This window comes from Streptomyces seoulensis (assembly GCF_004328625.1).
In the GTDB taxonomy this organism is placed as follows: Bacteria; Actinomycetota; Actinomycetes; order Streptomycetales; family Streptomycetaceae; genus Streptomyces; species Streptomyces seoulensis.
This window is the reverse complement of the sequence record NZ_CP032229.1, coordinates 322,895-343,979: the sequence shown is the minus strand read 5'-3', so window position 1 is coordinate 343,979 and position 21,085 is coordinate 322,895. Positions and strand designations below refer to the sequence as shown.

22 protein-coding genes are annotated in these 21,085 nt (G+C 73.0%); 15 read left to right on the top strand and 7 right to left on the bottom strand.

What is annotated here, in order from left to right; genetic code table 11:
* The first annotated feature begins 199 nt into the window (after positions 1–199).
* Complete coding sequence (locus D0Z67_RS01580; protein WP_030804053.1) at positions 200–604, top strand: SseB family protein; 405 nt, start codon at positions 200–202, stop codon at positions 602–604.
* 181 nt (positions 605–785) lie between these two features.
* On the opposite strand, the gene D0Z67_RS01575 is transcribed toward D0Z67_RS01580, so the two are convergent.
* On the bottom strand, positions 786–1,187 hold the full coding sequence (locus D0Z67_RS01575) for a MarR family winged helix-turn-helix transcriptional regulator (RefSeq protein WP_031180484.1): 402 nt from the start codon (positions 1,185–1,187) through the stop codon (positions 786–788).
* A gap of 232 nt (positions 1,188–1,419) precedes the next feature.
* Between D0Z67_RS01575 and D0Z67_RS01570 the strand changes: the two genes are divergently transcribed.
* The 4 genes from D0Z67_RS01570 (at position 1,420) to D0Z67_RS01555 (ending at position 4,679) form a co-directional block, all read left to right on the top strand.
* Positions 1,420–1,704: a hypothetical protein gene (locus D0Z67_RS01570; protein WP_031180485.1), complete on the top strand. Its 285-nt coding sequence runs from the start codon at positions 1,420–1,422 to the stop codon at positions 1,702–1,704.
* Positions 1,705–1,928: 224 nt separating this feature from the next.
* Entirely contained in the window at positions 1,929–2,765 is an 837-nt protein-coding gene (locus D0Z67_RS01565) for an undecaprenyl-diphosphate phosphatase (protein WP_031180486.1), read from the top strand.
* Positions 2,766–2,883: 118 nt separating this feature from the next.
* Positions 2,884–3,642 carry a FadR/GntR family transcriptional regulator gene (locus D0Z67_RS01560; protein ID WP_031180487.1) on the top strand — a complete coding sequence of 253 codons (759 nt, stop codon included), beginning with the start codon at positions 2,884–2,886 and terminating at the stop codon, positions 3,640–3,642.
* A 32-nt stretch (positions 3,643–3,674) separates the two neighbouring features.
* Positions 3,675–4,679, top strand: coding sequence for an asparaginase (locus tag D0Z67_RS01555; RefSeq protein ID WP_031180488.1), 1,005 nt, complete (start codon positions 3,675–3,677; stop codon positions 4,677–4,679).
* Between the two features lie 18 nt (positions 4,680–4,697).
* On the opposite strand, the gene D0Z67_RS01550 is transcribed toward D0Z67_RS01555, so the two are convergent.
* A complete protein-coding gene (locus D0Z67_RS01550; RefSeq protein ID WP_051887553.1) occupies positions 4,698–5,891 on the bottom strand; it encodes a D-alanyl-D-alanine carboxypeptidase family protein in 1,194 nt (397 codons plus the stop codon).
* A gap of 335 nt (positions 5,892–6,226) precedes the next feature.
* Between D0Z67_RS01550 and D0Z67_RS01545 the strand changes: the two genes are divergently transcribed.
* The 3 genes from D0Z67_RS01545 to D0Z67_RS01535 are packed head-to-tail and all read left to right on the top strand — an operon-like array spanning position 6,227 to position 8,755.
* The gene (locus tag D0Z67_RS01545; protein WP_234312681.1) at positions 6,227–7,114 is read left to right on the top strand and encodes a hypothetical protein; all 888 of its coding nucleotides are present in this window, start codon (positions 6,227–6,229) and stop codon (positions 7,112–7,114) included.
* 42 nt (positions 7,115–7,156) lie between these two features.
* Positions 7,157–7,996, top strand: coding sequence for an alpha/beta fold hydrolase (locus D0Z67_RS01540; RefSeq protein ID WP_031180491.1), 840 nt, complete (start codon positions 7,157–7,159; stop codon positions 7,994–7,996).
* Positions 7,997–8,026: 30 nt separating this feature from the next.
* Positions 8,027–8,755, top strand: coding sequence for a class I SAM-dependent DNA methyltransferase (locus tag D0Z67_RS01535; RefSeq protein ID WP_031180492.1), 729 nt, complete (start codon positions 8,027–8,029; stop codon positions 8,753–8,755).
* Here the strand turns inward: D0Z67_RS01535 and D0Z67_RS01530 are convergent, their stop codons facing one another.
* From D0Z67_RS01530 to D0Z67_RS01520, 3 genes are all read right to left on the bottom strand, one after another.
* A complete protein-coding gene (locus D0Z67_RS01530) occupies positions 8,756–9,337 on the bottom strand; it encodes an Rv1733c family protein (protein ID WP_031180493.1) in 582 nt (193 codons plus the stop codon).
* Between the two features lie 69 nt (positions 9,338–9,406).
* Positions 9,407–10,126 carry a ferredoxin reductase gene (locus tag D0Z67_RS01525; RefSeq protein ID WP_051887597.1) on the bottom strand — a complete coding sequence of 240 codons (720 nt, stop codon included), beginning with the start codon at positions 10,124–10,126 and terminating at the stop codon, positions 9,407–9,409.
* A gap of 52 nt (positions 10,127–10,178) precedes the next feature.
* On the bottom strand, positions 10,179–10,784 hold the full coding sequence (locus D0Z67_RS01520; protein ID WP_031180495.1) for a sulfite oxidase-like oxidoreductase: 606 nt from the start codon (positions 10,782–10,784) through the stop codon (positions 10,179–10,181).
* A 173-nt stretch (positions 10,785–10,957) separates the two neighbouring features.
* Here D0Z67_RS01520 and D0Z67_RS01515 point away from each other — a divergent pair, with 173 nt between their 5' ends.
* Positions 10,958–11,728 (top strand): GNAT family N-acetyltransferase, encoded by a 771-nt coding sequence (locus D0Z67_RS01515; protein WP_031180496.1) that lies wholly within the window; start codon positions 10,958–10,960, stop codon positions 11,726–11,728.
* An 18-nt stretch (positions 11,729–11,746) separates the two neighbouring features.
* Here D0Z67_RS01515 and D0Z67_RS01510 read toward each other — a convergent pair whose 3' ends face one another.
* A complete protein-coding gene (locus tag D0Z67_RS01510) occupies positions 11,747–12,184 on the bottom strand; it encodes a MarR family winged helix-turn-helix transcriptional regulator (protein ID WP_031180497.1) in 438 nt (145 codons plus the stop codon).
* A 144-nt stretch (positions 12,185–12,328) separates the two neighbouring features.
* On the opposite strand from D0Z67_RS01510, the gene D0Z67_RS01505 reads away from it, so the two are divergent.
* Positions 12,329–13,393, top strand: coding sequence for an ABC-2 transporter permease (locus D0Z67_RS01505; protein ID WP_031180498.1), 1,065 nt, complete (start codon positions 12,329–12,331; stop codon positions 13,391–13,393).
* 249 nt (positions 13,394–13,642) lie between these two features.
* Complete coding sequence (locus D0Z67_RS01500; RefSeq protein ID WP_031180499.1) at positions 13,643–14,440, top strand: putative protein N(5)-glutamine methyltransferase; 798 nt, start codon at positions 13,643–13,645, stop codon at positions 14,438–14,440.
* A gap of 76 nt (positions 14,441–14,516) precedes the next feature.
* Here the strand turns inward: D0Z67_RS01500 and D0Z67_RS01495 are convergent, their stop codons facing one another.
* Complete coding sequence (locus D0Z67_RS01495; RefSeq protein ID WP_031180500.1) at positions 14,517–16,598, bottom strand: SpoIIE family protein phosphatase; 2,082 nt, start codon at positions 16,596–16,598, stop codon at positions 14,517–14,519.
* Positions 16,599–16,906: 308 nt separating this feature from the next.
* Here D0Z67_RS01495 and D0Z67_RS01490 point away from each other — a divergent pair, with 308 nt between their 5' ends.
* The 4 genes from D0Z67_RS01490 to D0Z67_RS01475 all read left to right on the top strand — a co-directional run bounded on the left by D0Z67_RS01490 (position 16,907) and on the right by D0Z67_RS01475 (position 21,081).
* Positions 16,907–17,788: a hypothetical protein gene (locus D0Z67_RS01490; RefSeq protein WP_031180501.1), complete on the top strand. Its 882-nt coding sequence runs from the start codon at positions 16,907–16,909 to the stop codon at positions 17,786–17,788.
* Between the two features lie 84 nt (positions 17,789–17,872).
* Positions 17,873–18,247: a hypothetical protein gene (locus D0Z67_RS01485; protein WP_031180502.1), complete on the top strand. Its 375-nt coding sequence runs from the start codon at positions 17,873–17,875 to the stop codon at positions 18,245–18,247.
* A 224-nt stretch (positions 18,248–18,471) separates the two neighbouring features.
* Complete coding sequence (locus D0Z67_RS01480; protein ID WP_031180503.1) at positions 18,472–20,487, top strand: NADPH-dependent 2,4-dienoyl-CoA reductase; 2,016 nt, start codon at positions 18,472–18,474, stop codon at positions 20,485–20,487.
* Between the two features lie 39 nt (positions 20,488–20,526).
* Positions 20,527–21,081 carry a PadR family transcriptional regulator gene (locus tag D0Z67_RS01475; protein ID WP_031180504.1) on the top strand — a complete coding sequence of 185 codons (555 nt, stop codon included), beginning with the start codon at positions 20,527–20,529 and terminating at the stop codon, positions 21,079–21,081.
* Positions 21,082–21,085 lie beyond the last annotated feature (4 nt).

Below are 21,085 nucleotides of genomic sequence, written 5' to 3'. Positions count from 1 at the left end.
GAGGGGGCGGCGCCTTGAGGGGACCGGTCCTTGAGGGGGCGCGACCGTCCGTCGCCCGATCGGGTGAAGCGCCGGTGAAGGGCTCCGGCCTGCCGGAACCCGTGCGCATGGTCCGGGTCCGGATGGGTACGCGGCCGGGAGCGCGCTCGGGCCCCGGCCCAGCGTGAGCCCGTACGACCGCACTACCTGGGGATGTGCCATGGAGACACCCGCACACGACGACCTTCCGACGCCGACGCCCGCCCAGCAGGCGCTGGACGTGCTGGCCGTCAACACCGACGACCAGGCCGCCCTCGAAACCCTCGCGCACAGTGATGTGCTCGTCCCGATGCCCGACGAGGCCGTGGACGCGGAGGGCGCCGACTCCACCATGGTCGCCCTGCCGGTGCTCGAGCAGCCCGGCGGTGAACAGGTGGTACCCGTCTTCACCTCGGAACTGGAGATGGCCGGGCTGCTGCCCTCCGTCTCCCGCTACCGCCTCATCCAGCTCGGCGCCCTCGCCTCCCAGTGGCCCGAGGAGGAACTGTCGCTCACCATCGACGGCAGCTCCGAGCACGGACTGACACTGACCTCGCAGGGCGTGCGCTCACTGCTGGCGCGCTGAACCGGCTGACGTATGGCGGAGTCGCACGTGTGCGGCTTCGCCATACGGGTGTGTCCGGGTGTGTGTCGCGAGGCTGTGTGTGGTGCACCAATGTGGGCGACGCACATATGGGCCGCGTACAGGTGGGCAGCGCACATGTGGGCCGCGCATGTGTGCTCAGCGCCCATATGTGAGCCGGACGTCAGTCCGAGGACTCCGTCAGCATCCGCTCCAGCACCCCGCGCTGCAGCGGCAGCACCTCCGCGTGCAGCTCGCGGCCCCGGCGGGTGAGGCCGACCCACACCCCGCGCCGGTCCTCCGCGCACACCGTGCGCTCGACCAGCCCCTCCTTCTCCAGCCGTCCGATCAGCCGCGAGAGCGCGGACTGGCTGAGGTGGACCCGGCCGACCAGGTTCTGCACCCGGCAGTGGTCGCCCTCGGCGGGCGTCTCCGCGGACAGGATGTCCAGCACCTCGAAGTCGCTGGCGCCCAGCCCGTGCGGGTGCAGGGCACGGTCTATCTCGCACATGGTGCGCGCGTGCACCGCGAGGATGTCCCGCCAACGTTCTTCGAGCCGGGCACCCTCGCCCGTCTTCACTGCCATACCCGCACGGTAGCACCGTTCCAGCCAATCGTTGACTGTGCAACTAGTGCGGACGCAAGCCGCCGTACGGGCGACCCCGGCCCCGCTGCCTCACCCCGCCCGCCCGTGACCCCGCCGGGCCCGCCGCCCGGTACCGGACAACCCGCCCCGAGAGCCGGACGCGCCCTCGCCGCCTGAGTCACAGTGGGACCACGGGACACGGACAGCCCAGGGCGGGGGAGGGGGCACGACGATGCGGAACACTCCCTCGGGCCGCATACGGCAGACCCTGCTGGACTGGCTGAAGGACCCACCCGCCCATTTCCCCCCGGGGAGCCTCGACCCCCTCGGCACCGGCGTCACCCCGCGCGCCGTCGCCGCCAAGCTCGGGGTGCCCCGCCGTACGGCCGTCGCCCACCTCGACTTCCTCACCCGTCTCGGCCTGCTGCGCACCCGGCGCCGGCTGCTGCGTACCTACTACCGCCGGGACGAGGCCCGTATCGCCGAGGTGGCCCAGCTGTTCGAGAAGAACTGGTGACCCTCACTTCCCGGGACAATACGGGCGCCGACGGTAAGAAGTCGTTGTGAGGGAGCCGGGTTCCGCCCGGAGCGCGCGTGGCCGCGTTCCGTCCCACACCCCCGGTGCCTCTACGCTGCCGTACGCGCGTGCACCGCTCCGGAGCGGTCCGCGCCGGTGCCGTACGGGCGCGCTCGGACGTGCCCGCACCGCCGTCGACCCCCCTCTCCCCAGAACTGGAATCCATGAGTGCCATCTCTGTCGGTCAGGCCGTCGTCCTCGGAGTAGTGGAGGGGGTGACCGAGTTCCTCCCGGTGTCCTCCACCGGCCACCTGAAGATCGCCGAGGGGCTCATGAACATCCCGGTGGACGACAAGTCCGTGGTCGGGTTCTCCGCGGTGATCCAGGTCGGCGCCATCGCGGCCGTGCTCGTGTACTTCTTCAAGGACATCAAGCGGATCGTCAGCGCCTGGTTCCGTGGTCTGTTCCACCCCGAGGAGCGCTACCGCCACGACTACAAGTTCGCCTGGTGGGTGATCGCGGCCACGGTCCCGATCGTCGTCGTCGGACTTGCCGCCAAGCCGCTGATCGACGGCCCGCTCGCCTCCCTCTGGGTGGTGGCCGGCTCGCTGATCGTGGGCTCCGGCGTCATGTGGGCCGCCGACCAGATGGGCCGGCACAAGCGCGGCGAGGACGACACCTCGTTCAAGGACGCCATGCTGGTCGGCTCCTCGCAGATCCTCGCGCTGCTCTTCCCCGGCTTCTCCCGCTCCGGCGCCACCATGTCCACGGCGCTCATCCTCGACCTCGACCGGGTCGCCGCCACCCGCCTCTCCTTCTTCCTCGGCATCCCGGCCCTCACCGGCGCCGGTGTCTACGAGCTGAAGGACGCCCTCGGCGCCGGTGTGAGCGCCGCCCCGCTGGCGGTCGGCACCATCGTCTCCTTCGTCGTCGCCTACGCCTCCATCGCCTGGCTGCTGAAGTTCGTCGCCAAGCACTCGTTCAACGCCTTCGTGATCTACCGGATCGTCGTCGGCGTGGCGCTGATCGGCCTGCTGGCCACCGGCACGCTCAGCACCTGAGACGAGCGCGCGCCGAAGGGGGTGCGGATGTCCGGACACGCCGGGCGTCCGCACCCCCTTTCGTGTGCCGGATCGTCACGCCTTGACAGGTTCTGCCCTCAGACCGCACGATCGGCCGGTGAACCTGTCAGACAGCCGGACAGGTGGTCCCGTCCCCCGACGCGTCAGCGCGCTGGAGGCGGTCCTGGGCCACCTCCGCGACACCATCGAACGCGGCGAGTACGCGATCGGCGACAAGCTGCCCTCCGAGGCCGAGCTGTGCCGCACCCTGGAGGTGTCCCGGCCCGTCGTCCGCGAGGCCCTGCGCGCCCTGCACACGATGGGGCTCACGGTCTCCCGTACCGGCAAGGGCACGTTCGTCGTCGCCGACGCCGTGCAGGACCCGACCTTCGGCGACTACGCGGCGAGCGACCTCCTGGAGGTACGCCGGCACGTCGAGGTCCCGGTCGCCGGGTACGCCGCCCGGCGCCGCACCCCGGAGGACCTGGACCGGCTGACCCGGCTCCTGGACCGCATGGAGCGGGAGACGGACACCGCCGCCTGGGTCGCCATGGACACCCTCTTCCACCTCGCCGTCGCGGAGGCCGCCCGCAACCCGGTCTTCCGCAAGGTGATCGAGGAGATCCGCGACGCCCTCGCCCGCCAGTCGGCCTTCCTCACCGAACTGGGCGGCCGCCGCGAGCAGTCCGACCGCGAGCACCGCGCCCTCCTCGACGCGCTCGCCGCGGGCTCCGAGGACGACGCCACCGCCGCGATGACCCACCATCTCGACCGGGTCGCCACGACCCTCACCCGAATCGTCCGCCCCCAGGGCACCGCCACACCCCCGGCGCAGCCCGTCCCGGGCGGTCCCGAGACCACAGGAGCCGACGCGTGACCCGTGCCATTTCCGACCCCGCGACGCAGGCAGTGACGCCGGCCCGCCCGCTTCTCGACGCCCCCGAGCTGCGCGAACCCGGCCACACCCCGGTCGTCCACCTGGTGCGCGGCGGCGTGATCGAGGGCGTCCACCACGGCTCGGTCGTCGTCCTAGACGCCGACGGCGAGGTGCGGTTCCGGCTCGGCGACACCGAGGCCGCCTTCTACCCGCGCTCCGCCCTCAAGCCCCTCCAGGCCGTCGCCATGCTGCGCGCCGGGCTGCCGCTCGACGGCGACCTGCTCTCCCTGGCCGCCGCCAGCCACTCCGGCGAGGAACGCCACCTCGACGGCACCCGGCGCATCCTGGACCTCGCCGGACTGACCGAGGCCGAGCTGCGCAACACCCCCGACATGCCGTTCGACCCCGTCGTCCGCGACCTCTGGGTCCGCGAGGGCCGGGGTCCGTCCCGGCTCGCGCAGAACTGCTCTGGCAAGCACGCCGCCATGCTGTGGACCGCGAAGCTCAACGGCTGGTCCCTTGAGGACTACCTCGACCCGGCCCACCCCCTCCAGCGGGCCGTCGCCGACACCGTCGAGGACCTCACCGGCCAGCGGATCGCGCACGTCACCGTCGACGGCTGCGGCGCGCCCCTGTTCGCCGTCTCCCTGCACGGACTCGCCCGCGCCCTCGCCCGCATCACCACCGCCGCCCCCGGCACGCCGGAGGCCCGCGTCGCGGACGCGATGCGCGAGCACGCCGAGATGGCCTCCGGGGTCCGCCGCGACGTGGCCGCGCTGATGCGGGCCGTGCCCGGCCTGCTCACCAAGGACGGCTTCGAGGGCGTCCAGGTCGCCGCGCTGCCCGACGGCCGCGCCGTCGCCGTGAAGATCGCGGACGGCGCCGACCGGGCCCGCGTCCCCGTCGCCGCGGCCGCCCTCGTCCACGCCGGGATCGACCCCGCCCTCCTCGCCGACTTCGCGGGCGCGCCCCTGCTGGGCGGCGGCCGGCCGGTGGGAGCGGTGCGTACGGTTCCGGCGCTTGACCAGGCTTCCTGACCTGCCGGTCGGCGCCGGTCAGGCTTTCGTGCCGGTCCCGCCGTCCTTGCCGCCCTTGCCGCCCTTGCCGCGCAGGGCCAGGGTGACGCCGGCCGCGCCGAGGACGACGATGCCGGCGATGGTCGCGGTGCGCGTCCAGTCGGTGTCGTCGTCCGGGCCGGGGGAGGTGGCGGCCGCGACCGGGATCGCGGACTGCTTGGGTTCCGGGGTGGCGCGCAGGCCGTCCAGCGAGCCCACCGGGTCCACCCGTCCGGCGGCGGCGAAGCCCCAGTCCAGCAGCTGGCGCGCCTCCTCGTACACCGCGAGCCCGCCGCCCTCCTGAGGGTTCATCACCGTGACGACCAGGGTGCGGCCGCCCCGGCGGGCGGCGGCGACCAGGGTGTTGCCCGCGTTGCTGGTGTAGCCGTTCTTGATCCCGATGATGCCGGGATACGGGGCGACGCCGTCCTCGCCGCTCAGCAGCCGGTTGGTGTTCTCGATGGCGAACGGCCAGCCGTCACCGGGGAACTCGGCGTGCGCGGTGGAGCAGTACCGGGCGAAGTCGGGGTTGCGCAGCCCGGCCCGGCCGAACACCGCCAGGTCGAACGCCGAGGACACCTGGCCGGGGGAGTCGTAGCCGTCCGGGGAGATCACATGGGTGTCCATCGCGCCCAGTGTGCGGGCCTTGTTCTGCATCTTGACGACGGTGGTGTCCACACCGCCGTCCAGGGCCGCCAGTACGTGTACGGCGTCGTTGCCGGAGCTGAGGAACACCCCGCGCCACAGGTCCGCCACCTGATAGGTGTGGCCCTCCTCCACACCGACCAGGCTGCTGCCCTCGCCGACGTCCGCGAGCTCCTGGTAACTCACCTTGTGCTGCTGGGTCGCGGGCAGCGTCGGCATGACGGTCAGGGCGAACAGGGTCTTCAGGGTGCTCGCGGGCGGCAGCTTGCGGTGCGCCCCCTCGGCGGCGAGCACGTCCCCGCTGTCGGCGTCGGCCACCAGCCAGGAGAGCGCCGAGACCTGCGGGGTCTCGGGGGCACCGGCGCGCGGGCGCACCTGGACGCCGGAGCCGTAGAGCAGGGACGGTTGCGGGACGGCCGCGCGTGGGGCGGGCGGCGCGGGTTCCCCGCCGCTGCCGGTGGCGGCGGCCGAGGGCGCGAAGGCCAACGCTCCCACCATGCACAGGGAACAGACGGAAACGGTCGCCCGACGTGAGATTCCGGTGCTCATATGATCAACGTAGGAAGGTGGGCGAGGTGCGGCGAGCTGCCCGCGCCGGACGGCTGACCCGAGCAACCCGGATGCCACACTCGGGGGCCATGTGGCGGTGCTCTCCGGGTGGCCGCTGTGAGTGTGCTGTGAGCACATCCCGGCGGCCCTGGCGCCCGGCGGGCATCCGTGGTGCGGTGCCACATGGTGTGGCGGCACATGGTGCGGTGCCACGTGGTCTGGCGGCACATGGCGTGGCGCCACATGTGTCCCGCCTCTATGACCCGTGTCCGGATGCCGTAACGATCCCGGTCGAGCGGGGTACCTGCGCGCCAACTGTGCCCTATCGTCACGACATGTCCACGCCACCGCAGCAGCCCGCGCAGCCGGCCGACCGGCCGCCGCAGCCCGGACCGCCCGCGCAGCCGCCCTCGGTCCCGCCCCAGCCGACCGCGTACCCCAACTCGAGCCCGCAGTCCGCGCCGCCGGTCCCGCAGGCGTCGCCGCCGGGCCCCTTCCAGCAGCCGGCCATGCCCGCCGGACCCCAGCCGGGGAACCCCTACGCCCAGCCCCCGCAGTACGGACCCCCGCCGTTCCCGCCCCCGGCCGGCGGAGGCGGGGCCGCCGGCCGGGCGGTGCTCTGGGCCGTGGTCGGAGCGGTCGTGGCCTCCGCCGCCTGGGCCGCCGGGATCTTCCTGATCGGCGCCACGGCGACCGCCGCCGACCTGCGCGGCTACGCGGCCCCCGCCGACCTCTGCTCCCGCGCGGACTACGGGTCCTTCAAGGACGAGTACACCGCGAGCGACACCACCCCGACCCACAGCTCCCTCAAGGACTCGGCGCTGGACGAGAGTTACTGCAGCGCGAGCCTGAAGAAGTCCGGCTCCTCCTACGCCGGCGCCTACCTCTCCCTCCAGATCGACCTCCACAAGAAGACCGACCCGGCAACCGAGTTCACCGCCACCTGGAAGAACTACGAGCGCACCCACACCGGTTACGACGTCGGCGCCGTCGAGGACATCGGCGACGAGGCGTACCTCGTCACCCAGGACACCACCAGCGGCACCTCCTCCGGCTCCCGCTACGCCACCCTCGCCGTCCGCGAAGGCTGGGTCACCTACACCATGAGCTACAGCGCCTACCTCTCCTCGTACGACTCCGACAAGGACCCCCCGAAGATCGACGAGATCTCCGACTGGCTGAAGACGGACACCCGCAACACCCTGGACCGCCTCAAGGACTGAAAGGGCGTGCGCGCTACCGGGCGCCGGGGCAGACTTCCCGTCATGCCCATCTGCTCCGCGCCCGACGGCACCCGGCTGGCCTACCGCGACCTCGGCGAGGGGGACGGCGACCCGGTGGTCTGCGTGCCCGGCGGCCCCGCCGACTCCCGCTACCTGGGCGACCTCGGCGGCCTGTCCGGGCACCGGCGGCTGGCCGTCCCCGACCTGCGCGGCACCGGCCGGTCCGCCACCCCCGACGACCCCGCCTCCTACCGCTGCGACCGGCTCGTCGACGACATCGAGGCCCTCCGCGTCCACCTCGGCCTGGACCGGATCGACCTGCTCGGCCACTCGGCGGGCGCCAATATCGCCACCCAGTACGCGGCCCGCCACCCGCACCGGCTGCGCCGCCTCGCCCTGATCGGGCCGGGCACCCGCGCGGTCGGCCTGGACATCACGGGCGAGACCCGGCGCCAGGTCGCCCGGCTCCGCAAGGACGAACCCTGGTTCCCCACCGCCTTCGCCGCGCTGGAGGCCGTCACCGAGGGCACCGGCACGGAATGGGACGCCATCAGCCCCTTTTTCTACGGCCGTTGGGACGCCACGGCCCGGCAACACCACGCGGACAGCCGGCCCGCCAACCTGGAGGCCGTCTCCCGCTTCGGCGAGGAAGGCGCCTTCGACCCGCCCGCCACGCGCGCGGCGCTCGCCGGACTGACCGTGCCCGTGCTGCTGCTCACCGGCGAGTTCGACCTGAACAGCCCGCCCGAGACCGTCGCCGCCTTCGCGGGCCTCTTCCCCGACGCACAGCTCACCGTTCAGCCCGCAGCCGGGCACTACCCCTGGCTCGACGACCCGGAGCGGTTCACGGCGGTCGCCGCCGACTTCCTCGCCCGGCCCTGACCCAGGGCTCGTACGCCCTACGCTGGGGCCATGTTCAGCCCCGAGGGTCCCACCGTGCGTGAACTGGCCGTGCAGGCGCTGTCGTCCGTCGAGCGGGGCTACGACCTGCTGGCGCCCAAGTTCGACGACACGCCGTTCCGGACGCCCGCGCCGGTGCTGGACGCGGTGGCGAAGGCGCTCGGACCGCTGGGCCCCTTCGAGGACGGGCTCGACCTGTGCTGCGGCACCGGCGCCGGTCTCGCCGTGCTGGGCGGGCTGTGCCGGCGGAGTGTCACCGGGGTCGACTTCAGCGCGGGCATGCTCGACGTGGCCCGGCGCGGACAGGGCCCCGGCGTCGCCCTCGTACGCGCCGACGCCCGCGCGCTGCCCTTCACGGCCGCCTTCGACCTCGTCGTCAGCTTCGGCGCGTTCGGGCACTTCCTGCCCCGCGAACTGCCCGGCCTCTTCACCCAGGTCCACTCGGCGCTGCGGCCCGGCGGCCGGTTCGCGTTCCCGGTGCTGGCGCCGCCCCGGCCGTCCAGCCCCGCGTACTGGATGCTGCTCGGCTTCGACGCCGTGATGCGGGTGCGCAACGCCGTGTGGCGGCCGCCGTTCGTCATGTACTACCGCGCGTTCCGCCTCGGCGACGTGCGCCGGGCACTGGAGCGGGCCGGGTTCACCGTGGAGCTGCGGCCGCTCCCCGAGTTCGGCCCGCGCGCCGACGGCAGCCCCCGCGCCCGGCTGGTGACGGCACGACGCGGACAGCCGGTACGGCGCTGATCAGGCGCGCCGTCGCGTCCACGCCGGGCCGGTGCGCGCCCAGTCCCGTTCCCACTCGGCCAGTAGGTGCCGCAGCGCGACCCGCCGCTCCACCGCCCGGCCCAGGAGCACGATCGCGGCCGTGCCGCCCGCCGCGCCCAGGCCCACCGCGACCGTGTGCTGCCAGACCGCGACATCGTTCGGCGGCGGCGCCACCGTCCGCCCCCGGCTGTCGAACCACACGGTGACCGTGTCCCCGGCCCGCGTCCCGGCCGGTACGTCGGCGACGGCGGTACGCGTCTGCCGGCCCGGCTCCGTCCAGCGGACCTCGGCCCGGTAGCCGTGCCCCCGGTCGCCGTGCACCGTGGGCCGCGACGCGGGACGGCCGGCCACCACGGCCCGTACCGACTGCCGCTCGGCCCGCTGCTCCTCGGCGTGCGTCCGCGCCCGGTCGTAGGTGAACAGCCCGGCCGCCGTCCCCGCCAGCGGAGCGGCCACGCAGAGCAGGACGGCGACGACGGCCACCACCCACGCCTCCACCACGTCCGACCGCCGCCGCAGCGCATTCCCTCGCCGGCGCGGGCGGTGCGACCGAGTACGCATGTCCACACCCGTCAGGTACCCAGCCCGGCACCCGCTCGCGCATTCCACGTGCCAGAAGCTCCCGGTGGCTCAGCCGAAGCGCTCGATGCGGATGCGGTCCACCGGCTGACCGGCCGCGACGAGCAGGCGGGACGCGTGCTCGGCGAAGCCGTTGGAGCCGCACACATAGGCTTCCCACCCACCCGGCGGCCGCTCGGCCAGGAGTGGCGCCACATGTGTGGCCGACATACGTCCCACCGGCACACCCGCCGGCGCGCTGCGGGTGAACACGGCCGTCGTCTCCGCGCCCAGTTCCCCGGAGTAGATCAGCTCCTCGGGACTACGCGCCGACACCAGCATCCGCAGCGGCACCGACAGGCCCCGGGCGCGATGGTGCCGGACCATCGACATCAGCGGGACGATCCCGGAACCGGCCCCCAGCAGCAGCGCCGGACGGTCGCCCGGCCAGGCGAAGAAGCCGCTCAGCGGGCCGCGTACGTCGATCGTGTCGCCGGGCCGCGCCACCGTGTGGAACCAGCCCGAGACCTCGCCGTCCGGCACCCGGTCCAGGGTCAGCTCGATGTGCCCGGAGTCGTCCGGAGCGGAGGCGATGGAGTAGTGGCGCTGCGCCACGTAACCGTCCTCGGCCGTCAGCCGCAGCATCAGGTGCTGGCCCGGCAGATGACCCGCCCACCGGGGCACCGCGAGCCGGAACGTCGACGCGTACGGCGTCTCCCGCCGGACCTCGGTCAGTGTGGCCGTCTGCCATGTGGCCGCCACCTGCTCGCTGACCGCGATACGGCCGGGCACCGCGAAGCGGGCCGGGGGAGCGCCGGCCGTCCCAGGAGTCCCGTACAGCTGCTCAGTCACCTCGGTACCGCTGTTCCTGCCAGGGGTTGCCCCGCTCGTGGTAGCCGTTGCCCTCCCAGAAGCCCGGCTCGTCGTGGTCGAGCAGGGTGAGGCCGGCGACCCACTTCACGCTCTTCCAGAAGTACAGATGCGGCACGATCAGCCGGGCCGGGCCGCCGTGCTCCTGGGCCAGCGGCCCGCCGTCGTAGCTCCAGGCGATCCAGGCCCGGCCCCCGGTGAGGTCGGCCAGCGGCAGGTTCGCGGTGTACCCGGTGTGCGAGCGGGCCAGCACATGTGTGGCGGACACATGTGGTCCCACCACGGACAGGAACGCGTCCAGCGAGACGCCGCCGAACCGCACACCGAACTTGGACCACCCGGTCACACAGTGGATGTCACCCTCGTACGCCGAGCCGGGCAGGGCGTGTGCCTCGTCCCAGCTCCAGGTGTGCGGCCGCTCCACCAGGCCGTCGACACGGAAGGACCAGTCGGCGGGTGCCAGGTCGGGGGTGACCTCGGCGGACAGGACGGGCCAGTCGTCCCCCGCGTCGTACTGCCCGGGAGGCAGTCCGGGACGGGAGACGCGGCGACGGCCCGTGAAGCCTCGGGTGACGTTCATGGCTCAACCGTACGCTCCCGCCACGGGTGCCCCGCCCCTGGTCAGTGCCTCCGCGCGCGACCTCGGCCACACTACGGACACCGCCGGGAATAGCCGCCTTGCCGCCGAACTTGGGGACAAGTGCCGACGCGCCGCCGCGCCCGGCGAAGCACGAGCGAAGCGAGGACCTGAGGATGCCCGAGGCGTACGTCTCCACGCGGTACGACGGCCGGGAGGCCGGCACCCCGGCCGGCGCGGACCCCGGCCCCGCCGGTACGACGGCCCCGCACCCGCTCGACCACGCCGCCCGCGCCTCCCTCACCGGCCCGCACGCCCACTTCGCCGAGCGGTACGGGCGGGTGCTCCGGTACCCGGTCGAGGTCTCGCCCTGGCTGGCGCTGCCCGAGGAACCCGGAGCGGCCGACTGGGCCGAGATCGCCGCGCTCGCGGGACCCGGCGGCGAGGTGCCGCTGCTCGGCCACCGGGGCGCGGCCCCCGAGGGCTGGGAGATCACCTTCGACGTGGCCGGGGTGCAGATGGCGGACGACGGCGTGGCCGGCGCCCCGGACCCGGAGGCGGTGCCGCTCGGCCCGGCCGACGTGCCCGAGATGCTGGACCTCGTCGCGCGCACCCAGCCGGGCCCGTTCATGCAACGCACCGTCGAGATGGGCACCTACCTCGGCATCCGGCGCGACGGCGCGCTGATCGCCATGGCGGGGGAGCGGCTGCACCCGCCGGGCTGGACCGAGATCAGCGCGGTCTGCACCGACCCCGCCTTCCGGGGTGAGGGCCTGGCCACCCGGCTGATCCTCGCCGTGGCGCACGGCGTCCGCGAGCGCGGTGAACGCCCGTTCCTGCACACCGGCGCGGGCAACACCGGCGCCATCCGCCTCTACGAGTCCCTCGGCTTCCGGCACCGGCTGGACACCCGGTTCTTCGGGGTACGCGTACCCTCCGGGGCGTAGCCCGGCCGCTTACCCGGCTTATCCGGCTTGTTCGGCTGACCCCGCGTTGTACCGCTCCAGGTAGGCCGCGAAGCGGACCAGGTCGTCCTCCGGCCAGTCGGCGAGCCGTTCCCGGAAGGCGGCCCGGCGGCTCCGGGTGACCTGGGCCAGGATCTCCTCGCCCGCCCCGGTGAGATGGAGCACCTGCACGCGGGCGTCCTCCGGGTCGAGCCGCCGCTCGATCAGCCCGGCCCGCTCCAGCGCGCCGACCTGGCGGCTCACCGTCGACTTGTCCAGCGCGTAGTGCGAGGCCAGGTCGGTCGCCCGGCAGCCGCCGCGCTCCTCCAGATGCCCCAGCAGCGTGTACGACACCAGCGACAGCTCGGGATGCATGCGCCCCGCCGAGGCGCGGGCCCGGCGCGCGAACGACGTCATCTCCCGCTGGATCGTCTCGACGGCCGTCTCCGCCGCCGTCATGAGATCACCTTCGCCATGAGAACCCCTTCACGGAACTCCGCCGTCCTGTTCTCCGGTCCGTTCCCCGACCCGTTCGAACGATTCTGGTTGTATAGTACAACTTGAACGTGAGTTGTATAAGACAACCATTGGAGGTTCCGGTCGATGAAGTCACCGGCACTGCGTCATGTGCTCACGCACCTGATCACCCCCCTGCTGATGTGCATAGGTATGGGGCTCGCCTATATGGGTGCCTTCGTCACCCCGGAGCCCCACCACATGCCGGTGGCCGTGGTCGGCGCCGGACCCGAGGCCAAGGTCTTCGCGCAGACGGTGAAGGACACCGCGGGGGACAAGCTCGACGTCCGTACCGTCTCCACCCGGGCCGACGCTGTCGCGCTGGTCGAGCACCGGGATGTCACCGGCGCCTATGTGCCCAGCGCACATAAGCCCGAGTTGATCGTGGCGAGCGCCGCGTCCGACATGGGTGCCACCGCCGTGGAGAAGGTCTTCACGCCGGTCGCCGCCCAGCAGGGCACCCCGCTGAAGGTCACCGACATCGCCGAGCCGGTGTCCGACGACCCCACCGGACAGGGACTGTTCTTCCTGCTGATCGCCGTCAGCATCGGCTCCTACGCATCCGTCGCCGCCATCGGCGCGGCCGGTGCCGCGCTCGCCGTGCGGGTACGGGCACTGATCGCGGTCGGCACGGCCGCCGTGGTCGGCGGCATCGGCGCCCTCCTCGCCGGGCCGGTGTTCCACCTCGCCCACCACGACCTGGGCACCCTGTGGGCGATGGCGTGGCTCTACTCGGCGGGCATCCTGCTCATCGGCGTCGGCCTGCACACCTTCCTCAAGCGCTGGACCACGCTGGCCATGATGGTGCTGTTCGTGATGCTGAACTTCACCAGCTCCGGCGGGTTGTTCCGGCCCGAGCTGCAGAACGGCTTCTTCGGCACCCTGCACGCCTTCTGGAACGGCGCCGGGTTCGTCGAGGGCATCCGCTCGCTGCTCTACTTCGGCGACGACGGCATCGCCCGCAACGTCTGGACGCTGGCCGTCTGGCTGGTCGTCGGCATCGCCGTCACCGGGATCGCCGCCCTCTGGGAGCGCCCCGGCCGCCGCGCCGTCGAAGAGGCACCGGCCGCTCGGGAAACCCCCGCCGCCGAGGCCGAACGGGAGGTCGAGCGCGAGGCCGAGGAGGAGACCGAGGAGAGCGTGGCAGTCTGAGCCACGACAACAGGTACGGCCACCGGCCGCGCCAGGGACCCGGCCCCGCCCGGACACCCCGGCACGGTATGGTGGCCGTCCGGTCGCGCGGAGTGCGCGGCCGGTGCGACCGAGGAGGTGAGACCCATCAACGCTGTGTCAGCCGGGGCGCTCTCCCCTCGCTCCCGTGCCGTGTGACGGCACGGAACCATGCGACGGTGACCGCGGGAGCGCCCTGAGGCCCCAGGTCCCGAAAGGCTCCAGGCTCTTATGGCCGCCGTGCCCGCATCGCCCGCTCCACTCACCGACCCCTCCTCCCTCGTCGCCGCGCTGCGCGCCGCCGGCTGTGTCTTCGCCGAGGACGAGGCCCGGCTGATCCTCGCCACCGCCCGCACCGCCGGCCAGGCCGCCGCGATGACCGAGGCCCGCGCCTCCGGGCTCCCGCTCGAACACGTCCTCGGCTGGGCCGAGTTCCACGGCCTGCGCATCACCGTCGCGCCCGGCGTCTTCGTACCCCGCCGCCGCACCGAGTTCCTCGTCGACCAGGCCCTCGCCCAGGCGCCCGACGCCCGCGTGGTCGTGGACCTGTGCTGCGGCTCCGGCGCGCTCGGCACGGCCCTCGCGGTCGCGCTGGACGGCGCCGAGGTGCACGCCGCCGACATCGACCCGGCCGCCGTACGCTGCGCCCGCCGCAACCTCGCCCCCCATGGGGGCCGCGCACACACCGGCGACCTCTACGCGGCGCTCCCCGCCGGTCTGCGCGGCCGGATCGGCATCCTGACCGCCAACGTGCCCTATGTGCCCACCGCCGAGGTCCCCCTGCTCCCCGCCGAGGCCCGCGACCACGAACCCGCGGTCGCGCTCGACGGCGGCCCCGACGGACTCGACGTCCTGCGCCGGGTCGCCGCCGGAGCGGCCGAGTGGCTGGCCCCGGGCGGGTGCCTGCTGTCCGAGACCAGCGCCCGCCAGGCGGACGCCGCACTGGCGGCCTTCACCGCGGCCGGACTGACCGCACATAGGGCGGTCTCACATGAGTGGGAGGCACATGTGGTCATCGGCGTGCGGTGACACGCGCCTATGTGTCCACGCCATATGTGTCCACGCCATATAGGCCCACGGCCTATGTGTCCGCGCCCATGTGCGCCTACGCCAGGTCGCGGGCCCGCGCGATGAGCACCGCGACGTCGTCGTGGTTGTCGGGCTCGTACAGGGTCTCCAGGAGCTCCTCGCAGACCTCCTCCAGCGGGCGTTCCGGGGCGCCGTCCAGCAGGGACAGCAGCCGCTCCAACCGTTCGTCCAGTGAGTGACTGCGGGTCTCCACCAGACCGTCGGTGTACAGCACCAGCTCGTCACCGGGCTCGAAGTCGACGGTCACGGTGGCGAACCCCACCCCGCCCACCCCCAGCGGCACCCCCGTGGGCAGGTCGAGCAGCTCCGGCGCCCGGCCCGGCCGTATCCGCACCGGCGGCAGATGCCCGGCGTTGGCGATCAGGCACCGCCGCTGCCGGGGGTCGTGCACGGCGTACACACAGGTGGCGATGGAGTGCTCGGTGGCCGCCGTGGCCTTGTCGAGCTGCTCCAGCAGCCGTGACGGATCGAGGTCGAGGGAGGCGAGCGTGGTGGTGGCGGTGCGCAGCAGCCCCATGGTGGCGGCCGCGCTGATGCCGCTGCCCATCACATCGCCGACCACCAGCGCCGTCTTGTCGCCGTCCAGCGGTATGACGTCGAACCAGTCGCCGCCGACCTCGCTGGTGGAGCCGGCCGGCTGGTAGTGGGACGCCACCTCCAGGCCCGCCGTCACCGGCGGATGACTCGGCAGAAGGCTGCGCTGGAGGGTCAGCGCGGTGCTGCGGGCGTTCTGGTACCAGCGGGCGTTGTCGATCTGCACCGCCGCCCGCGCCGCCAGCTCCCGCGCCAGCAGCACGTCGTCCTCGTCGAACGGCTCCGGGTTGCGGGTCCGCTTCAGGTCCAGCGCGCCCAGCACCTCGCCGCGCGCGATCAGCGGCACCGCCAGGTAGGAGTGCAGCCCCGCCCTGCTCAGCATGACGGCGGCCTCGGGGGAGCGGGCGATGCGCGGCAGGTCGTCGTCCTTCACCCGCGGCACCAGCACCGCCTCGCCGGTGCGCACGCACTCGGTGACCAGCCGGTCCGGGCCGTACCAGGCGATCCCGCCGGGCCGGTCGGCCGCCCGGGTGGCGTCGCCGCCGTCGTCCGGGCGGACCGCCAGCGCGCGGATCACGGCGGGCTCGGCCGGCCCCAGCGTGCTGCGCCTGCCCTCGACCACCGCGTCCAGCAGGTCGACGGCGGCCACGTCGGCCAGCGCCGGTACGGCGACCTCGGCCAGCTCGCACGCGGTGCGCTCCAGCTCCAGCGTCGTACCGATCCGGGCGGAGGCGTCGGCGATCAGGGCGAGCCGGCGCCGCGCGTTCTCCGCCTCCACCGCCGCCCGGTGCTGCTCGGTGATGTCGGTCAGTGCCAGCGCGACGCCGAGCACATTGCCCAGCGAGTCGTCCAGGCGGTACAGCGACAGCGACCACGTGTGCTCGGTGTCCGGGTCGGCCGGGGTACGGCCCACCACGGTCCGGTCGATCACCGGGTCCCCGGTGGTCAGCACGTCCCGCAGCGCCGCCTCCACCACGTCGGCGTCCAGCAGCGGCAGCACCTCACGCGGCGTACGCCCCTCGTGCCGCTCGGCCGGGACCCCGCTGAGCCGCTCCATCGAGGGGTTCACCGAGACGAACCGCAGCCCGGTGTCCAGGACCGCGAGCCCCATGGGGGACTGGTGCACCATCCGCTCGGACAGCGCCACGTCGTGCTCCAGCCGCCGTACCGTCGACTGGTCGGCGGCCAGGCCCAGCGCGTAGACGTCGCCCCGCTCGTCGAGCAGACGCATGTTGCGGAACTCCACCAGCCGGGTGGTGCCGTCCTTGCGGCGGATGGGGAAGCCGCCCGCCCAGCTCTGCCCGGTGCGCATCACGTCCTCGAACAGCTCACCGACCAGCCCGATGTGCCGTTCGTGCACCATCAGCCGGGCCGCGTACCGGCCGAGCGCCTCGTCGGCGGTGTAGCCGAACAGTTCCTCGGCCTGCGGGCTCCACAGCACGATGCGGCCCCGGCCGTCCAGCACCACGGAGGCCACGTTCAGCATGTCGAGCAGGCCGCCGGGCCGCACCGGGCCGCGCTCGGGCTCGCCGTTCCCGGCCGCCTGAGTCTCGGCTGCACTCATGCCACGCACCGCCTTCGCCCGTCCGCACGGCACGCCGTTCCCCCGTGCCGACTCCCCTTGTTGTACCGCGCCCGCACCCGGCGTGCCGAGGGCTGGGGCCCCGCACACCCCCGCATCCACCATCCCTCACTTCCGCCCCGTGCGTACTTCCGGGCCCCGGCGGCCCCGTGACGCGTGCGGCTGCCGTCACCCGCTGAGGCGGCAGAGTTCACCGTCCTCTTCCTTTGTTGGTCTGTACATGCCTACGCGGCCGGGCCAGACTGTCCGCCGACCGAGTGTCCCCACCCCCCTCACCGAGGAGTCGGCCCATGCCCGCGCCCGCCCGAAAGCGCCGTCACGCCTTATCCGCCGGACTCGTCACCCTGGCCACAGCCGCCGCCGTCTCCCTGGGCGCCGCCGCCCCCGCCTCGGCGGCGGACACCTGGACCGAGACCGGCTCCGACCGCGCCGACCCGCTGACCGAGAGCCAGGGGCTGACCTCCGTGGAGGTCCCGGCGAACAGCCCCAACCGCTACACCGGTATCGGCACCATCCCGGTCGGCGTCTCCAGCCGGGGCTGGAACCACGTCGGCGACCCCGACGCCCCGTACAACGGCTACTACATCGAGCCCTACCAGCGGGACTCGGGCAACTCCAAGATGTACCGGGTGCAGGCGCCCGGCGGTGCCTGGTCGGAGTACACGCACACGCTCGCCCCCGGCGAGGCGATGAACAACTCCTGGTCCGCCATCTCGCCCGACGGGCAGTGGATGCTCTCCGGCGAGTGGGGCACCATGAACCGCCTGCTGGTCTTCCCCACCCCCGGCATCAATCCGGCCACCTCGCCCTCGGCCGACCTGAAGCTGGCCTCCAACGTCACCCTGGACCACCCGGTGCGCGACGTGCAGGGCTGCGACTTCTCCGGGCCCACCACGCTGCTCTGCTCCTCCGACGACCCGGAGGGCACGCTGTTCGGCATGACCAAGCCGCTCCTCCAGATCGACCTCTCGGCGGCGCCCAACGGCACCTCCGACGTGTCCGGCCATGTCACCGCCCTGCGCCAGCTGCCGCTGCGCAGCTCGTGCTCGGGCAGCTTCGAGGCCGAGGGCATCGACTACGACCGGCGCACCGGCATCCTGCGCGTGATCGTGGTCTCGCCGGGGTTCTGCGTGATCACGGACAGCAAGACCTACAAGTTCACCCGGGGCTGATCCGGGCGAACCGCCCCTTTCCGGGGGATGACCCGCGTCGGCCGGGGTACCCGAGCCGTGCGCACGGCCAGGAAAGGAGCGGACATGACGAACACGGAGGCATCGCACCAGGAAACCGTCTCGGTGGAGATCAGCGGGTGTTCGCCGGACGACGCGCGCGTGGTCTTCGATGTGCTGAGCGCCTGCTTCGCGTCGGACCGTGACGCGGGCGAGACCCCGCAGCAGCAGGACGAGGCACGCCCCATGGTGTGGCTCAGCACGTACGACATCGCGGACTCCCGCACCGGGAACTGCCCGCCGGCCAAGCTCAGCGCGTCCGTCCAGGCGGATGTGCAGGGCGGGTACTGGGCGGTGAACCGGTTCCGGGAGGCGCTGGACGAGATGTTCACGGTCGAGGAGACCGCCACGGCCTCCGGCGACCAGGAGCGGGAACTCCACCTGCTGCTGGGCAGCCGCTGACCGATCCCCTCGTGCGAGGTGCCCCGGCCGACCCCCGTCGGCCGGGGCACCTCGCTGTGTGGCCTGCCCCTGTGTGGGTCGCACCCATGTGGGCCGCACCCATGTGGCCTCCCCATGTGTGCCCCACGCCCATGTGCCCTCCGTCGCACCCTTATGCAACTAGTTGCAAAAGGGTGAGCGGTTGCTCTACAACAAGAAGCGACCGCATCCCCACGGAGGGCCCGATGAGCCGATACCCGCACCTGTTGTCCCCGCTCGACCTGGGATTCACCACCCTGCCCAACCGCGTCCTCATGGGCTCCATGCACGTGGGCCTGGAGGAGGCCGAGCACGGCTTCGAGCGGATGGCGGCCTTCTACGCGGCCCGCGCACGCGGCGGAGTCGGCCTCATCGTCACCGGCGGCATAGCCCCCAACGAGGAGGGGCGCCCCTGGTCGGGCGGCGCCAAGCTCACGACCGAGGCGGAGGCGGAGGAGCACCGCGTCGTCACCGACGCCGTCCACCAGGAGGGCGGTCGCATCGCCCTGCAGATCCTGCACTTCGGCCGCTACGCCTACCACGCCGACCTCGTCGCCCCGAGCCCGCTCCAGGCCCCGATCAGCCCCCACGTCCCCCGTGAGCTGACCGACGCCGACGTCGAGCGGACCATCGAGGACTACGCCCGTACCGCCCGCCTGGCGCAGCAGGCCGGGTACGACGGCGTGGAGATCATGGGCTCCGAGGGCTACCTCGTCAACGAGTTCATCGCCGCGGGCACCAACCACCGCACCGACCGCTGGGGCGGCTCGTACGAGAACCGGATGCGGTTCCCGGTCGAGATCGTGCGCCGGGTCCGCGAGGCCGTCGGCGAGGACTTCATCATCATCTACCGCCTGTCGATGCTGGACCTCGTCCCCGGCGGCTCCACCCTGCCCGAGGTCGTCACCCTCGCCAAGGCGGTCGAGGCAGCCGGCGCCACCCTCATCAACACCGGTATCGGCTGGCACGAGGCGCGCATCCCCACCATCGCCACCTCCGTGCCGCGCGGCGCCTACACCTGGGTCACCAAGAAGCTCATGGGCGAGGTGTCCGTACCCCTGGTCACCACCAACCGCATCAACACCCCGGAAATCGCCGAGGAGTTGCTCGCGGACGGCCGCGCCGACATGGTGTCCGTGGCCCGGCCGATGCTCGCCGACCCGGACTTCGTCGCCAAGGCCGCCGAGGGCCGTCCCGAGGCCATCAACACCTGCATCGGCTGCAACCAGGCGTGCCTGGACCACACGTTCAGCGGCAAGATCACCTCCTGCCTGGTCAACCCCCGCGCCTGCCACGAGACCGAGCTGGTGCTCACCCCGACCCGGCTGAAGAAGCGCGTCGCCGTCGTCGGCGCCGGACCCGCGGGCCTCGCCTGCGCGGTCTCCGCCGCCGAACGCGGCCACCACGTCACCCTGTTCGACGCCGCGAGCGAGATCGGCGGCCAGCTCAACGTGGCCCGCAAGGTCCCCGGCAAGCAGGAGTTCGACGAGACCCTGCGCTACTTCCGCCACCAGCTCGACACCCACGGCGTCGACGTACGCCTCGGCACCTGGATCACCCCCGGCGACCTCGACGCGTACGACGAGGTCGTGGTCGCCACCGGGGTCACCCCGCGCACCCCCGACATCCCGGGCATCGACCACCCGCGCGTCGTCGGCTACCTCGACGTGCTGCGCGACAACGCCCCCGTCGGCGACCGGGTCGCGGTGCTCGGCGCGGGCGGCATCGGCTTCGACGTGGCCGAGTTCCTCACCGACGCCGGCGACAAGGCGCACGAGGACCCCGAGACGTACTTCCGCGCCTGGGGCGTCGACATGGACTACGCGGCCCCCGGCGGCCTCACCGCGCCGAGCCGCCCCGCGTCCCCGCGCACCGTCCACCTCCTCCAGCGCAAGGCCACCAAGGTGGGCGCCGGACTCGGCAAGACCACGGGCTGGATCCACCGCACCGAGCTGAAGCACCGGGGCGTCACCATGGTCCCCGGCGTCCGCTACGACCGCATCGACGACGCCGGACTGCACATCACGGTCGGCGAGGAGAGCCACGTCCTGGAGGTCGACACCGTCGTCCTGTGCACCGGCCAGGAGCCGCGCCGCGACCTGTACGAGCAGCTGATCGCGGCCGGAGTCAGCGCCCATCTGATCGGCGGCGCCGACGTGGCGGCCGAACTCGACGCCAAGCGGGCCATCAAGCAGGGCACCGAACTGGCGGCGGCGCTGTAGGGGGACACCACATGTGGACCGCGTCCCTAGGATGAGCCCATGTCACTCCCGCACGCCATCCTCACCGCCCTGCTGGAGAAGCCGTCCTCGGGTCTGGAGCTGACCCGGCGGTTCGACAAGTCGATCGCCTACTTCTGGCCGTCGACCCACCAGCAGATCTACCGCGAGCTGGGGAAACTGGAGGCGGAGGGGTTCATCCGCGCGCTGCCGTCCGCGCAGCCGGCCCGTGGGCAGAAGAAGAGTTACGAGGTGCTGCCCGCGGGCCGCGCGGAGCTGGCCCGCTGGACCGCCGCGTCCCAGGACCCCAAGCCGCTGCGGGACGCGATGCTGCTCCGGATGCGGGCGGCGGCGGTGGTCGGCACGGCGGGCCTGGCGGCCGACATGCGACGCCATCTGGAGCTGCATGAAAACCAGTTGGCCGTCTACCGGGAGATCGAGAAGCGCGACTTCCCGCCCGGCCGTGACACCCCGCAGGACCGGCTCCGGCATCTGGTCCTGCGGGCCGGGATCGACCTGGAGACCTTCTGGGCCCAGTGGCTCGCCGAGGCGCTGAAGGAACTCCCGGACTTCGAGCCGGACGGCCCCGAGGGGTGAGGCG